Origin of the sequence: Rhizobacter koreensis, from assembly GCF_013366375.1 — a bacterium.
Classification (GTDB): Bacteria; Pseudomonadota; Gammaproteobacteria; order Burkholderiales; family Burkholderiaceae_C; genus Schlegelella_A; species Schlegelella_A koreensis.
In genome coordinates this window covers 125,428-139,623 of record NZ_JABWMJ010000010.1, presented here as the reverse complement: position 1 = coordinate 139,623, position 14,196 = coordinate 125,428, and the positions used below count along the sequence as shown (strand labels likewise).

Sequence of the window (14,196 nt, the reverse complement as noted above, 5' to 3'; positions counted from 1 at the left end):
CCATCGACAAGGAGACAGGATGAACCGCAGAGAATGCCTGGCCACGGTGCTCGGCACCCTGGCCCTGCCCGCCGTCGCGCCCGGCGCACGGGCCCAGCCGGCGCCGATCGACAAGACGCTTCGCATCGTGGTGGGTTTCCCCGCCGGAGGGGCCGGCGACACGATCGCCCGGCTGCTGGCGCCGCATCTGCGCACGACCTATGCGAGCACCGTGCTGGTCGACAACCGCGCGGGAGCCGGTGGGCGGATCGGCACGACGTACGTGAAGAACGCGGAGCCCGACGGCATGACGATGCTGCTGTCGGCGGCGCCGATCCTGACGATCTACCCGCACATCTACAAGAAGCTGCCGTACGACACGCTGCGCGACTTCGTGCCGGTCACCTCGGTGAGCACGTTCAACTACGCGTTCACGGTGGGCCCGGCGGTCCCGGCGAGCGTGAAGACGCTGGCCGACTTCGCCGCCTGGGTCAAGGGCGGCGCCGACCGCCAGGTGTTCGGCTCGCCGGCCGCGGGAGCGTCGCCGCACTTCCTCGGCCTCATGTACTCGCGCGCCATCGGCGTCGACCTGAACCACATCGCGTACAAGGGCGGTGCCCCGCTCACGCAGGACCTGCTCGGGGGACAGATCCCGTTCGCCGTCGACGTCGCGGCAAGCCACATCCCGTACCTTGCCGACGGACGGCTGCGCATCCTGGCGACCAGCGGCCGCCAGCGTACGGTGCCGAACGTGCCGACCGTCGCCGAGGCCGGCTTGCCGACGCTCGAGCTCGACGAGTACTTCGGCCTCTTCATGCCGAGGAAGACGCCGCCCGAGCTGGTGGCGCGGATGGTCGGCGCGGTCCAGAACGCGATCCGGCAACCAGACGTCGTCGCCGGCCTGACGAAGCTCTCGCTGCCGCCGAGTGGCCCCGCACAGCGCGAATTCGAGAAGCAGGTCGAAGCCGACCTCCAGCGCTGGGGCCCGATCGTGAAGTCGTCCGGATTCGTCGCGGAGGAATGAGGGTGCAGGAACGCGCCGACCCGATGCCGATCTGGACGCCGGCGCCCGACCGCATCGAGCGCGCACGCATCACCGCGTTCCGGCACTGGCTGGCGCGGGAGCGCGGGCGCGAGTTCGCGCGCTACGAGGACTTGTGGCAGTGGTCGGTCGCGCAACCCGAGGCGTTCTGGCGCAGCGTGGTCGACCACTTCGAGCTGAAGCTCGAGGGGTCGACCGACGTGGTGCTCGCGCTTCCGCCCGAGGCGATGCCCGGCGCGCGCTGGTTTCCCGGCGCGACCCTCAACTTCGCCGCGCACCTGCTCGGCGACGGCCGCACCGGCACCGCGCTGACCTTCGACAGCGAGGCCGCCGGCAGCGGCGAGGTGTCATGGGCCGAACTGCAGCGCCAGGCCGGCGCGCTTGCGGCCACCTTGCGCCAGCGCGGCGTGCGCCCCGGCGACCGCGTCGCGGCCTATCTGCCGAACATTCCCCAAGCGGTGGTCGCGTTCATCGCGGTGGCGTCGCTCGGCGCGGTGTGGTCGATCTGCGCACCCGACGTCGGACCGCTCGGCGCGGCAGACCGCTTCGCCCAGATCGAGCCGGCGGTGCTGATCGCCTGCGACGGCTACCGCTTCGCCGGCAAGCCGTTCGACCGGCGCGCGACGGTCGAGCAGCTGCTCGAGCGCCTGCCGCGCGTCCATACGGTGATCTGGGTGCCGCATCTGGACGGGGCCGCACGCGCGCCGACCGAGCGGCCGCACGTCGACTGGGCGACGGCCGTGGCCGGCGACGCGGCCCTCGAGCTGTCGCCGGTCCCTTTCGACCACCCGCTGTGGATCCTGTTCTCGTCGGGCACCACCGGGTTGCCGAAGGCGATCGTGCATGGCCACGGCGGCATGCTGCTCTCGGGCACGGTGCTGTCCGCGCTGCACACCGACCTTGGCACTGGCGACCGCATGATGTGGCTCGGCAGTACGTCGTGGATGGTCTGGAACGTCCAGGTCATGGGCCTGCTGACCGGCTCGACGGTGTGCCTGCAGGACGGTTGCCTCACCGGCCCCGGTGCGCCCGACTGGAGCTTCGCCTGGCGTCTCGTGGCACGGCGCGGCGTCACGGTGTTCGGAGCCGGCGCGGCGTTCCATACGTCGTGCATGAAGGCCGGCATCGAACCCTCGAAGATTGCCGATCTCGGTGCGCTGCGGACGGTCGGCTCGACCGGATCGCCGCTGCCGCCGGAAGGCTACGCGTGGATCTACCGCGCGGTGGCGCCCGATGTCTGGCTCAACGCCGTGTCGGGCGGCACCGACCTGTGCGGCGCCTTCCTCGCGGGAACCCCGACCCTGCCGGTCTTCACCGGAGAGATGCAATGCCGGGCTCTGGGTGCGGCGGTCGCGTCATTCGACGAGCAGGGAGAAGCGGTGCTGGACCAGGTCGGCGAGCTCGTCTGCACCCGGCCGCTGCCGTCGATGCCGCTCTTCTTCTGGGGCGACGCGGACGGCAGCCGCTACCGCGAGAGCTACTTCGGCACCTTCTCGGACGCGGACGGCCGCAACATCTGGCGCCACGGCGACTGGCTGCGCCTGGTCCCGCGGCCCGACGCGACGGGCGGCGTGATCTACGGCCGCTCCGATGCAACCATCAACCGCGGCGGCATCCGGATGGGAACCTCCGAGCTGTACCGCGTGGTCGACGCCGACCCTGCGATCGCCGACAGCGTGGTGGTCGACCTCGAATACCTCGGGCGCGAGTCGGCACTGCTGCTGTTCGTGGTGCTGCAGCCGGACGCCGAACTCGACGCTGCGCTGGTCGAGCGTCTGCGCGCGGCGATCCGCAGCGCGCTCTCGGCGCGGCACGTTCCGGACCGGATCATCGAGGCGCCGGCGCTGCCGCGCACCCTCACCGGCAAGAAGCTCGAGCTGCCGCTGAAGCGGTTGCTGCTCGGCATGAGCATCGACAAGGCGGTGCAGAAGGACGCCGTGTCGAATGCGCACGCGCTCGACTGGTTCGTCGCGTTCGCCGCGCGCGAGCGGCCTTCCGCCACCGCTGCAAGGAGCTGAGATGTACCCCGACCTCGAAGGAAGGCGCGCCATCGTCACCGGAGCCGCCGGCGGCATCGGCGCCGGCGTGGCGCGCGCTTTCGCCGCGCAGCGCATCGCGCTCGCCTTGTGGGACGTCCAGCACGAACCGCTCGAGGCGCTTGCTGCCGAGCTGCGCACCGCTGGCGCCACCGTGGCGTCCGAGGTCGTCGACGTCGCCGACAGTGCCGCCGTCGCCGCCGCTGCCGCGGCCGCCGAACGGGCGCTCGGCGGAATCGATCTGCTGGTCAACGTGGCCGGCGGCAATGCCGGGACGCGGCCGGCACTGGTTCAAGACATCCCGGGCGAGGACTGGGATCGCGTGGTCGGCGCGAACCTTTCTTCGGCGTTTCACTGCATCCGCGCCTGCAGCGACCCGATGCGCCGCGCCGGCGGCGGAGCAGTCGTGAACGTCGCCTCGCTCGCCTCGATCACGATGTCGCTGCACTTCGGCGCGAGCTACACCGCGGCCAAGGCCGGGCTGCTGGGACTGACCCGACATGCGGCGATGGATCTCTCGCGGGACGGCATTCGTGTCAACGCGGTGCTTCCCGGCCCCGTGATCACCGAAGTGATGCGCCTGCACGCCTCGAAATCGACACTGATCGACTCGATCCCGAAGCAGGTGCCGCTCGGCCGCTGGGTCGAGGTCGACGACGTCGCGAACGCGATCCTGTTCCTGTGCTCGCGGGCGTCGTCGGCATGCACCGGTACCCACCTGATCGTCGACTGCGGGCTGCACATCGGCTGCCCGTCGCCGCCGGACGTCTACTTCGCCCAGCGACCCTCCGGGAGCGCCTGATCACCCTCGACCGCATGAAAGCGACGATGCCCGTTCCTCACATCTCCCGAGCGCCGGATGCGGCCGACTACAAGAGCGAAGGCGCGCGGCCCTTCTTCGCCTATGCCGACAGCGGCCTTGCGGCGAGCACCGACGGACGCTTCGGTGCGACGTTCGTGCGCACCGTGCGCGCGGTGCGCCCGGGCGACGGCACCGGCTGGCACTTCCACGAGGCCGAGCTGCAGCTGATCTACATCATCCACGGCAGCGCGGTGCTCGACTACGAAGGCATCGGCCGCCAGACGCTGAAAGCCGGCGACCTGGTGTTCCAGCCGAAGGGCGTGCGGCACGACGTGGTCGAGGTGTCGGCCGACTACCAGCACCTCGAGATCGACATGCCGGCGGCGTTCGGGACCCATCCGGTGGACGCGCCGCCGACGGGTCTCGTGGCCGCGACCCCTCAGAACGGCGAGTCGGGGAAGTAGTACTTCGACGCGTTGTCCTTGGTGATCAGCACCGACGGGATGATCGTCGTCGGCGGCATCGCCGAGCCCTTGGCACGCGACGCGGCGGTGAGCTTCATCGCATCGGCGATCATGCTCGGCGAGTAGGTCACGTCGGCGGTGACGATCTTGTCGCCGTCCATGACCTTCTTGATGTAGTCCTTCGAGCCGGCGCCGCCGATCACCATCCTGACGTCGCTGCGCTTGGCCTGTTCGATCGCCTTCTGCACGCCGACCGCCATGTCGTCGTCCGAGGCCCAGACGGCGTCGATCTTCGGGAAGCGCGTCAGGTAGTCCTGCATCACCTTGAACGCGTCGTCACGGTTCCAGTTGCCGTGCTTCGCGTCCAGCACCTTGATGCCCGGGTGGTTCTTCATCACCGCGTTGAACGCATCGACGCGCTGGTTGTCGATCACGGTCGGGATGCCGCGCAGGATGACGATGTTGCCGTTGCCGCCGAGCGCCTTGGCCATGTACTCGGCCGCCACCTTGCCGAAGCCCGGGTTGTCGCCGGCGACGTAGGCGTCCTGCGCGCTCGCGTCGGTGAGGCCGCGATCGACCACGGTCACGAACACGCCCTTCTTCTTGACCTGCGCGACCGGCTGCGTCAGCGGTGCCGACTCGAACGGCAGGATGACCAGCGTGTTGATCTTGTTCACGGTCTGCAGGTCCTGCACCTGGTTGGCCTGCTCGGCCGCGGACCCCGCGGTCTTCACGATGATCTGCATGCCAGGGTACTGCTTCTCGAGCTCGCCCTTGGTGCGGTTGGCCCAGTAGACGACGCCGCCGGCCCAGCCGTGGGTCGCCGCCGGGATGGCCACGCCCATCACGGTCTTGTTCTGGGCGAGCGCGCTGCCGCCGGCAGCGAGCGTCGCGACGGCGAGGGCGACGTGGGCGAAGAGTCTGCGATTCATGGTGTCTCCGTTCGTGGGTCGAGGTTGAAATCGCCGTCCCGCGTGTCGAGGGTTGCGGCCTAGAGAAAGCGATGCGGTGGAAGCCCCTGGCGTCAGCGCCGGCCGCGCTGCAGGAAGGCGACAATGATGATCACGACCCCCTGCACCGCCGCGTTCAGGTAGACGCTGATGATGCTGGTGAGGTTGAGGATGTTGCTGATCACCGAGAGCAGGATCGCGCCGACCACGGTGCCGGCGATCCGGCCGTCGCCGCCTTTCAGCGCGGTACCGCCGACGATCACGGCGGCGATCGCCTCGAGCTCCCACAGCAGGCCGGTCGTCGGCGAGGCAGAGCCGAGGCGCGGGATGTAGAGCAGCGTCGCGACGCCGACGCAGACGCCGAGCAGCACGTAGCTGAGGATCTTCACGCGGTCGACGTCGACCGCCGCGTAGCGCGCCACCTGCTCGTTGGACCCGATCGCCTTCACGTAGCGCCCGTATCGGGTGCGGTTCAGCACCAGGCCGCCGATCAGCGCGACCGCGGCGAAGACCCAGATCGGCACCGGCACCGCCAGCCAGCTGCCGTAGTAGACGGGGCTGTAGACCTCGGTCACCTTGTCGCCGAGGGTGATTGCGCCGCCGTTGGCCAGGTAGGTGAGATAGGCGCGGAAGATGCCCAGCGTGCCGAGGGTGACGATGAACGGCTCGATGCGCCCCTTGGTGATCAGGAGGCCGTGCGCGAGCCCGAACGCCGCGCCGAGCCCCAGCGCGAACGCGGCGCCGAGCACGACCACCAGCACGGGCGACGCGACCACCGGGGCCAGCGCGTTCATCGCGAGGATCACGCTGCCGGCGATCAGCGCCGCCATCGAGCCGACCGAGAGGTCGATGCCGCCGCCGATGATGACGAAGCACATGCCGATCGCGATGATCCCGATGAACGCGGTCCGGGTCAGCACGTTCATCGCGTTGTCCCAGGTCGCGAAGCCCGGGTTCAGCAGCGCGCCGGCGATGCAGAGAACGACGAGGCCGATCAGCGGGCCGAGGCTTTGCGCGCGCTGGCGCCAGTGGCTCGCGCGCGCGGCGCGGCGGGCCGCCGCGGCCTGCGGCGTCGCGGCGCGTTCGTCGGCGGCGAGCGCCGCGTCAGTGGGTGCCGGTGGCATGGGCGATCAGCGCCTCCTCGGTAAGACCTTCGGCCGGCAACGTGGCCTGCAAATGGCCGCCGCGCATCACGACGACGCGGTGACACAGGCCGATGAGCTCCATCAGCTCGGACGACACGACGATGACCGCGCGGCCGCCCGCCGCCAGACGCTGGATCAGGAAGTAGATGTCGCGCTTGGCGCCGACGTCGACGCCCCGCGTCGGCTCGTCGAGCACGACCACGCGCGGGCCCGGCTGCAGCACCTTGGCGATCGCGAGCTTCTGCTGGTTGCCGCCCGAGAGCTGGGTCGCGCTGACCTCGGGGTCGCGGGTGCGGATGCCGAACTCGTCGATGGCCCGGCGCAGCGCACGGCGTTCCGAGCGCGGGTCGAGCAGCGGCCGCGCGTGTCGCTCGAGATCCATCAGGGTCAGGTTCTCGAGCAGCGAGAAGCGGACGTGCAGACCCTTGCCCTTGCGATCTTCGCTCAGGTAGGTAACGCCGTGCCGGGCGGCATCGCGCGGGCTGCGGAACGACACCGCCCGGCCGTCGAGCTCGACCGCGCCGCCGGCGCGCGGGCGCAGTCCGAGCAGACCTTCGAACAGCTCGGTGCGGCCGGCGCCGACGAGGCCGGCGAAGCCGACGATCTCGCCCGGCCTGACGTCGAAGCTCACCTCGCTGGCCCAGCCCGGCACCGAGAGCTCGCGCACGCGCAGCACCGGCTGGGCATCGGGCACGGGGGCACGCGGCGGAAACATGTCCGACAGCTCGCGACCGACCATCAGGTTGGCCATCTGGTGGCGGCTCACCTCGGCGGTCGGCGCGCGCGTCGCGAAGCGGCCGTCGCGCATCACGACGATCTCGTCGGTGATGCGCTCGACCTCCTCGAGCTTGTGCGAGATGTAGACGATGGTGGTGCCGGCCGCCTTCAGGCGCGCGATCAGCTCGAACAGGCGCTCGGTCTCGCTCGGCGTGAGCGTGGCGGTGGGCTCGTCCATCACCAGCAGGCGGGCGCGCCGCGACAACGCCTTGGCGATCTCGACCAGCTGCTTCTCGGCCACGATCAGCTCGCGCGCCCGGGTATCGGGATCGATCTCGAGGCCGACCTCGCGCAGCACCTCGCGCGCCGCCGCGCGCATTGCCACGTCGTCGAGCAGCCAGCCGCGCCTCAGCTCATGGCCGAGGAAGATGTTCTCGGCGACCGTCAGGTCGTCGGCGAGGTTGAACTCCTGGTGGATCAGCACGATGCCGGCAGTTTCGGCCTCGCGCGAATTGCCGAAGCGCTGCACGACGCCGTCGATCGTCAGCTCGCCGGCGCTCGCGGTCTCGTAGCCCGACAGGATCTTCATCAGCGTCGACTTGCCGGCGCCGTTCTCGCCGAGCAGGCCATAGACGCGGCCCGGCTCGAGCTCGAAGTGGACGTCGTGCAGCACGCGCACCGCGCCGAAATCCTTGCTGATGCCGCTGAAGCCGACATGCAGGCTCATCGGAGCGCAACCCAGGTGCCGCCGGCGCCCGAGGACGCGACCGCGGCCTCGATGAACGCCAGCCCGGCGATGCCGTCTTCGATGGTCGGGAAGTCGACCGCCGCATCGACCGGCGTTCCGCTGCGCGCCGCCCGGATCGCCTGCGCGATCTCGCTGTAGACCGTGGCGAAACCCTCGAGATAGCCCTCGGGGTGGCCCGACGGAATGCGCGAGACGCGCGCCGCGTCGGCGTTCGCCGCCGCGGTGCCGCGCCCGATGATCTGCGTCGGCTGGCCGAACGGCGTCCAGCGCAGGTGGTTCGGCTCTTCCTGCTGCCACTCGATCCCGCCGAGGCTGCCGTAGACGCGCAGGCGCAGCCCGTTCTCGTTGCCCGGCGCGACCTGGCTCGCCCACAGCAGGCCACGCGCGCCGTTCGCGTAGCGCAGCATCACCTGCACGTCGTCGTCGAGGCGTCGCCCGGTGACGAAGGTGCTCAGCTCCGCGCACAGCGCGTCCGGGAGGGCGCCGGTGACGTAATGCGCCAGGTGGTACGCATGGGTGCCGATGTCGCCGATGCAGCCGCCGGCACCGGCACGCGCCGGGTCGGTGCGCCAGTCGGCCTGCTTCTGGCCGGTCTGCTCGAGCGGCTCGGTCAGCCAGTCCTGCGCGTACTCGACCTGAACCACGCGCAGCATGCCGAGCGCGCCGTCGGCAATCATGCGGCGCGCGTGCCGCACCATCGGGTAGCCGCTGTAGTTGTGCGTGACCGCGAAGATGCGCTGCTTGCGCGCGGCCAGCGCCTGCAGCCGCTCGGCATCGCTGCGACGTGTCGCGACCGGCTTGTCGCAGATGACGTGGATGCCGGCCTCGAGGAACGCCTCGGCGATCGCGGCGTGCGAGTCGTTCGGCGTGACGATCGCGACGGCCTCGATGGCGTCGCCGCGCGCCGCTTCGCCGATCGCCATCGCGCGGTAATCCGGGTAGATGCGGTCGAGGCCGAGCGCGGCGCCCGAGCGCATCGACTTCTCGGGCGTCGACGACAGCGCACCGGCGATCAGCTCGTAGTGATCGTCGAGGCGCGCCGCCATGCGGTGCACCGCGCCGATGAAGGCGCCCTCCCCGCCGCCGACCATGCCGAGGCGGATCCGCGCCTGGCGCAGCTCCGCGCCGCCCGCTTCGATGGTCATCGGCCTGCCTCGGCGATGCCGAGCATGCGGCGCAGCTGCTGCGGGTCGGTGGCACCGCCGGCGAAATCGTCGAACGCCTTCTCGGTGACGCGGATGATGTGGCGCCTGATGAACTCGGCACCCTCGGCGGCGCCCTGCTCCGGGTGCTTGAGGCAGCACTCCCATTCGAGGACGGCCCAGCCGTCGTAACCGTACTGCGCCATCTTCGAGAAGATCGCGCCGAAGTCGACCTGGCCGTCGCCGAGCGAGCGGAAGCGGCCGGCGCGGTCGATCCACGGCTGGTAGCCCGAGTAAACGCCCTGGCGGCCGGTCGGCCGGAACTCGGCGTCCTTGATGTGCAGCGCCTTGATGCGCTCGTGGTAGATGTCGATGAACTCGAGGTAGTCGAGCTGCTGCAGCACGAAGTGCGACGGGTCGTAGTTGATCGCGCAGCGCGGGTGCTGATCAACGCGGTCGAGGAACATCTCGAAGGTGGTGCCGTCGAACAGGTCCTCGCCCGGGTGCAGCTCGAAGCACACGTCGCAGTCGGCGTCGTCGAAGGCGTCGAAGATCGGGCGCCAGCGCCGCGCCAGCTCGTCGAACGCAGTGTCGATCAGGCCGGCCGGGCGCTGCGGCCACGGGTAGAGGAACGGCCAGGCCAGCGCGCCCGGAAAGCTGACGTTGCTCTTGAGGCCGAGGTTGCGGCAGGCGCGCGCCGACAGCAGCATCTGCTCGACCGCCCAGGCCTGGCGCGCCTTCGGGTTGTTGCGCACCGCTTCCGGCGCGAAGCCGTCGAAGGCCTCGTCGTAGGCCGGGTGCACCGCGACCAGCTGGCCCTGCAGGTGGGTGCCAAGCTCGGTGATCGCGACCCCGTTCTCGCGCGCCACCCCGGCGATCTCGTCGCAGTAGGTCTTCGACTCGGCGGCGCGCGCCAGGTCGAAGATGCGGGCGTCCCATGACGGGATCTGCACGCCCTCGAAGCCGTGGCCGGCGGCCCACTTCGTGATCGAAGCCCACGAGTCGAACGGCGCGCTGTCGCCCGCGAACTGCGCCAGGTAGATGCCGGGGCCCTTGAGGTTGCTTGCCATGGTCGTGTCTTTCCGCCGCGAAATCGCGCGCTCAGAAGTAGCTGTTGACGAGATGCTCGAGCCGCTCCTGGCGACCCGAGACCGGTTGCGGCTCGATGCGGTCCTGCTCGACCCGTCGCGCGAGCTCGTCGAGCGACGCGCGCCCTTCGAGGATGTCGCGGCCGAGCGGCGAATCCCAGCCGGCGTAGCGGCGCTCCACCTCGGCCTGCAGCGCGCCGTCCTGCAGCATCGCCTCGGCGATCAGCAGGCCGCGCGCGCAGAGGTCGATCGCGGCGGCGTGGCCGAACACCAGATCGTCCGGGTCGATCGACTGGCGGCGCAGCTTGGCGTCGAAGTTGAGCCCGCCGCGCCCGATGCCGCCGCCGCGCAGCACCTCGTAAAGCGCGCTCGCGACGTGCGACAGGTTGTTCGGGAACTGGTCGGTGTCCCAGCCGAGCTGCTCGTCGCCGCGGTTCATGTCGAGCGAGCCGAAGATGCCGAGCGCCTGCGCGAGCGCGATCTCGTGCTCGAACGTGTGGCCGGCGAGCAGCGCGTGGTTCTGCTCGATGTTGACCTTGACCTCGTTCTCGAGGCCGTGCGTCTTGAGAAAGCCGTAGACGCTGGCGACGTCGTAGTCGTACTGGTGTTTGGTCGGCTCGCCGGGCTTCGGCTCGAGCAGGATCATTCCCTTGAAGCCGATCTTGTGCTTGTGCTCGACCACCATCTGCAGGAAGCGGCCGAGCTGCGCCAGCTCACGTTTGAGGTCGGTGTTGAGCAGCGTCTCGTAGCCCTCGCGGCCGCCCCACAGCACGTAGTTTTCGCCGCCGAGGCGGTGCGTCAGCTCGAGCACGTTCCTGACCTGCGCGGCGGCGTACGCGAACACCTGGGGATCGGGGTTGGTCGCGGCGCCGGCCATGTAGCGCCGATGCGTGAACAGGTTGGCCGTGCCCCAGAGCAGGCGCACCCCGGTCTCGGCCATCCTGGCCTCGAACACCTCGCCGATCGCGGCGACGTTGCGGTTCGATTCGGCGAGCGTCTCGCCTTCGGGCGCGATGTCGCGGTCGTGGAAGGTGAAGAACGGCACGTCGAGCAGGCGGAACAGCTCGAACGCGACGTCGGCCTTGTGCCGTGCCTGCGCCATCGGGTCGCCGCCGACGGCGTGCCAGGGCCGCAGGAAGGTCTCGCCGCCGAACGGGTCGCCGCCCGACCACGCGAAGCTGTGCCAGTAGCAGACCGCGAAGCGCAGCTGATCCTCCATGCGCTTGCCCAGGACGAGCCGATCCTTGTCGTAGAAGCGGTAGCCGAACGGCTCGGCGTCGCTTGGGCGGAAGCTCGGGCCCCGGTAAGCGATCGGGCGCCCGAGCGTGAAGTAGGGAGGGCTTGCGCCGGGGAGACGATCGTTCATGCCAGGGCTCCGGTGGATTCGGCGGATGTCGGGGTGGCGAGTGGCGGCGCCGGCGGGACCTGGCGCAGCACGCCGTAGAGCGCCTGCCAGCGCGCGTAGGCCTCGGTGTATTGCGCGGCCAGCGCCGGTCGCGGCTCGAAGCTGCGCAGGCGCCGCGGCCTGGCCGCGTGCAGCGTGCCGCCGTCGGCGGCCATGCGCGCGAGCCGCGCCGCGCCGAGCGCGGCGCCGACCTCGCTGCCTTCGAGCTGATGCAGCGGCACGCCGAGCACGTTGGCGAGCACGTCGGCCCAGTACGCCGAGCGCGAGCCGCCGCCGATCAGATCGGCCTCGTCGATGCGGGTGCCGGCCGACGCCAGCGCGTCGCGCGCGTCGCGGAACGCATAGGCGACGCCTTCGAGCACGGCCTGCGTCATCGCTGCCGCGTCGGTGGCACTGTCGAGCGCGAGAAAACCGCCGCGCACGTCGGCGTCGTTGTGCGGCGTGCGCTCGCCGGCCAGGTACGGCGCGAACCAGCACGCCGCAGGTCGCTCGGGGCGCGCACCGAGACCCGCGAGCAGCGCGGCCTCGCCCTGGCCGCTGACGCGCGACCAGAACGCGAGGCTCGCCGCCGCCGAGAGCAGCACGCCCATCTGATGCCAGGTGTCGGGCACCGCGTGGCAGAACGCGTGCACGCCGCGTTCCGGTCGCGGTGCGAAGCCGGCGGTGGTCGCCCACAGCACCCCCGAGGTGCCGAGCGAGACGAACGCGTCGCCGGGCCGCACCGCGCCGACGCCGACCGCGCCCGCGGCGTTGTCGCCGGCGCCGCCGGCGAGCAGCGGGGCGCGCTGGAAGCCCCAGCGCCGCACCCACTCGGGTCGCAGCGCTCCGGCCGCCGCGTTGCCCTCGACAAGGCGCGGCATCTGCGCGGCCGTCAGGCCGCAGGCGGCGAGCAGCTCGTCGGACCAGCGCCGCCGCCCGACGTCGAGCCAGAGCGTCCCCGAGGCGTCGGACATCTCGTCGACGAACTCGCCGCACAGCTTCCAGCGCAGCCACGCTTTCGGCAGCAGCACCCGGTCGATGCGGTCGAACAGCGCCGGCTCGTGCTCGCGCACCCACAGCAGCTTGGGCGCCGTGAAGCCCGGCATCGCCGGATTGCCGGCGACGCCGCGCAGGGTCGGCGCGCGGGCCTCGAGCTCGGCGCACTGCGCCGCGCTGCGGCCGTCGTTCCAGAGGATGCACGGCCGCAGGACGGCGCCGTGGCGGTCGAGCAGCGTGGCGCCGTGCATCTGCCCCGAAAGGCCGATCGCCGCCACCGCCGCCAGGGCCGCCCGATGGTCGGCCTGCAGACGGTCGAGGCAGTCGCAGGTTGCCCGCCACCAGTCGTCGGGGTCCTGCTCGCTCCAGCCCGGCTGCGGCCGTGCGACCACGAGCGCCGCCTCGGCGACGCCGACGATGCGTTCATCGTCGAGCAGCAGCGCCTTCACCGCCGAGGTGCCGAGATCGATGCCGAGCGTGATCACGGCAGGTTGTCCCGCAGGTAGATGTCGATGCGGATGCGCTCCTGGTCGGCCATCACCGGCTCGCTGGTCCGGCGCGCCAGCGCCATGCGCAGCGCCGAGCGGATCTCGTGGCCCGGGTCCTGGTGCAGCACCGCGTCGAGGGTGCCGTCGAGCAGGAAGCGGCGGGCCGGCGGCGTGAGCTCGTGCGCGACGAAGACGACGCGGTCGGCGCGTCCGGCGGCCTGCAGCGCCGCCGCGATGCCGCGGTTGCCGGCGCCGCCGCTGTAGATGCCGACCAGTCCCGGCTCGCGCTGCAGCAGCTCGCCCGCGAGTCGCTCGGTCAGCCGCGAGTCGTCCTTGCCTTCAAGCGGCGGCAGCACGCGCAGCCCCGGGTACTCGGCGGTCATCACCTGGTTGAAGCCGAAGTGGCGCTCGGCATGGTCGCGCAGCGACATGCTGCCGAGCACGATGCCGACCGGGCCGCTGCGCGCGCCCGCGAAGCGGCCGAGCAGCGTCGCCGCCGTGCGCCCCGCCGCGACGTTGTCGATGCCGACGAAGTGGTGCCGCCTGGACGTCGGTACGTCGGACACGAGGGTGACGACCCCGGTGCCGGCGTCCTCGAGCTCGTCAATCGCGGCGCGAACCAGCGGGTGGTCGAGCGCCATCACGACCACGGTCTCGCAGTGGCCGGCGGCCGCGCGCAGCTGCGCGGCGAGGCGCTCGGGCTCGAACACGTCGACCTCGACCGTCTCGGCGGCGACCCGGTGGTCGGCCATCCACGGCGCGTTGGCGCCGATCTGCTCCTTCAGCATCGCGACGAAGGCGTTGCTGCCCGACGGCAGGATGAAGCGCACCCGATGCGCGCGCGAACGCGAGAGGCGCGCCGCCGCCGGGTCGGGCCGGTAGTGCAGGGTGCGAACGGCCGCGGCGACCCGTTCGGCGGTGCGCGCGTGCACGCCGGCGCGCTTGTTCAGGACCCGGTCGACCGTGGCAAGGCTGACGCCGGCCACGCGGGCAACGTCGAGCAGGGTGGCGCGGGCATCGTTGGTCATGCGGCTTCCGGGACAGGAATATGAGGTACGTTCCTCATGACCGAGCTCCGGACAAACCCCGGGCCGCTACAGTCGTCGGCGAGCCCGCCTAGGGCGCGGACGGACCGCCGATGAAGGCCGGACCTCAAGGTCGCACGGCGCGCGCCCGGCTTCCATCGCGCCTCGCCGTGGCGATACTCGCGGCGCG

Annotated in this window: 12 protein-coding genes; 4 read left to right on the top strand and 8 right to left on the bottom strand. The window is 71.1% G+C overall.

Features of this window, described 5'->3' with window-relative positions; genetic code table 11:
• Positions 1-19: 19 nt before the first annotated feature.
• From HQN59_RS19750 to HQN59_RS19735, 4 genes are read left to right on the top strand one after another with little or no spacing between them, the layout of a single operon-like run.
• A complete protein-coding gene (locus HQN59_RS19750; protein ID WP_176070843.1) occupies positions 20-1,003 on the top strand; it encodes a tripartite tricarboxylate transporter substrate-binding protein in 984 nt (327 codons plus the stop codon).
• Between the two features lie 2 nt (positions 1,004-1,005).
• Positions 1,006-3,039, top strand: coding sequence for an acetoacetate--CoA ligase (locus HQN59_RS19745; protein ID WP_425342747.1), 2,034 nt, complete (start codon positions 1,006-1,008; stop codon positions 3,037-3,039).
• Position 3,040: 1 nt separating this feature from the next.
• Positions 3,041-3,859, top strand: a complete 819-nt coding sequence (locus HQN59_RS19740) for an SDR family NAD(P)-dependent oxidoreductase (RefSeq protein WP_176070841.1) — start codon at positions 3,041-3,043, stop codon at positions 3,857-3,859.
• Positions 3,860-3,885: 26 nt separating this feature from the next.
• Complete coding sequence (locus tag HQN59_RS19735) at positions 3,886-4,323, top strand: cupin domain-containing protein (RefSeq protein ID WP_176070840.1); 438 nt, start codon at positions 3,886-3,888, stop codon at positions 4,321-4,323.
• Here the strand turns inward: HQN59_RS19735 and HQN59_RS19730 are convergent.
• From HQN59_RS19730 to HQN59_RS19695, 8 genes are all read right to left on the bottom strand, one after another.
• Positions 4,299-5,255: an ABC transporter substrate-binding protein gene (locus tag HQN59_RS19730; protein WP_176070839.1), complete on the bottom strand. Its 957-nt coding sequence runs from the start codon at positions 5,253-5,255 to the stop codon at positions 4,299-4,301. The genes HQN59_RS19735 and HQN59_RS19730 overlap by 25 nt on opposite strands.
• 92 nt (positions 5,256-5,347) lie before the next feature.
• Entirely contained in the window at positions 5,348-6,397 is a 1,050-nt protein-coding gene (locus tag HQN59_RS19725; protein ID WP_176070838.1) for an ABC transporter permease, read from the bottom strand.
• Positions 6,378-7,862 (bottom strand): sugar ABC transporter ATP-binding protein, encoded by a 1,485-nt coding sequence (locus HQN59_RS19720; protein WP_176070837.1) that lies wholly within the window; start codon positions 7,860-7,862, stop codon positions 6,378-6,380. The genes HQN59_RS19725 and HQN59_RS19720 overlap by 20 nt, the downstream gene beginning before the upstream one ends.
• The gene (locus HQN59_RS19715; RefSeq protein WP_176070836.1) at positions 7,859-9,028 is read right to left on the bottom strand and encodes a Gfo/Idh/MocA family protein; all 1,170 of its coding nucleotides are present in this window, start codon (positions 9,026-9,028) and stop codon (positions 7,859-7,861) included. The genes HQN59_RS19720 and HQN59_RS19715 overlap by 4 nt, the downstream gene beginning before the upstream one ends.
• Positions 9,025-10,095, bottom strand: a complete 1,071-nt coding sequence (locus HQN59_RS19710; protein ID WP_176070835.1) for a sugar phosphate isomerase/epimerase family protein — start codon at positions 10,093-10,095, stop codon at positions 9,025-9,027. The genes HQN59_RS19715 and HQN59_RS19710 overlap by 4 nt, the downstream gene beginning before the upstream one ends.
• Positions 10,096-10,126: 31 nt before the next feature.
• The gene (xylA, locus tag HQN59_RS19705; protein ID WP_176070834.1) at positions 10,127-11,479 is read right to left on the bottom strand and encodes a xylose isomerase; all 1,353 of its coding nucleotides are present in this window, start codon (positions 11,477-11,479) and stop codon (positions 10,127-10,129) included.
• Entirely contained in the window at positions 11,476-12,978 is a 1,503-nt protein-coding gene (gene xylB / locus HQN59_RS19700; protein ID WP_342451258.1) for a xylulokinase, read from the bottom strand. The genes xylA and xylB overlap by 4 nt, the downstream gene beginning before the upstream one ends.
• A complete protein-coding gene (locus HQN59_RS19695; RefSeq protein WP_176070833.1) occupies positions 12,975-14,009 on the bottom strand; it encodes a LacI family DNA-binding transcriptional regulator in 1,035 nt (344 codons plus the stop codon). Before HQN59_RS19695 ends, xylB begins: the two co-directional genes overlap by 4 nt.
• Between the last annotated feature and the right edge of the window lie 187 nt (positions 14,010-14,196).

What these genes read in the sequence shown, in the direction of transcription:
- HQN59_RS19715 (WP_176070836.1), bottom strand. Translation starts at nt 9,028, where the DNA reads ATGACCATCGAAGCGGGCGGCGCGGAGCTGCGCCAGGCGCGGATCCGC.
- HQN59_RS19720 (WP_176070837.1), bottom strand. Translation starts at nt 7,862, where the DNA reads ATGAGCCTGCATGTCGGCTTCAGCGGCATCAGCAAGGATTTCGGCGCG.
- HQN59_RS19730 (WP_176070839.1), bottom strand. Translation starts at nt 5,255, where the DNA reads ATGAATCGCAGACTCTTCGCCCACGTCGCCCTCGCCGTCGCGACGCTC.
- HQN59_RS19695 (WP_176070833.1), bottom strand. Translation starts at nt 14,009, where the DNA reads ATGACCAACGATGCCCGCGCCACCCTGCTCGACGTTGCCCGCGTGGCC.
- HQN59_RS19725 (WP_176070838.1), bottom strand. Translation starts at nt 6,397, where the DNA reads ATGCCACCGGCACCCACTGACGCGGCGCTCGCCGCCGACGAACGCGCC.
- HQN59_RS19750 (WP_176070843.1), top strand. Translation starts at nt 20, where the DNA reads ATGAACCGCAGAGAATGCCTGGCCACGGTGCTCGGCACCCTGGCCCTG.
- HQN59_RS19740 (WP_176070841.1), top strand. Translation starts at nt 3,041, where the DNA reads ATGTACCCCGACCTCGAAGGAAGGCGCGCCATCGTCACCGGAGCCGCC.
- HQN59_RS19710 (WP_176070835.1), bottom strand. Translation starts at nt 10,095, where the DNA reads ATGGCAAGCAACCTCAAGGGCCCCGGCATCTACCTGGCGCAGTTCGCG.
- xylA (WP_176070834.1), bottom strand. Translation starts at nt 11,479, where the DNA reads ATGAACGATCGTCTCCCCGGCGCAAGCCCTCCCTACTTCACGCTCGGG.
- HQN59_RS19735 (WP_176070840.1), top strand. Translation starts at nt 3,886, where the DNA reads ATGCCCGTTCCTCACATCTCCCGAGCGCCGGATGCGGCCGACTACAAG.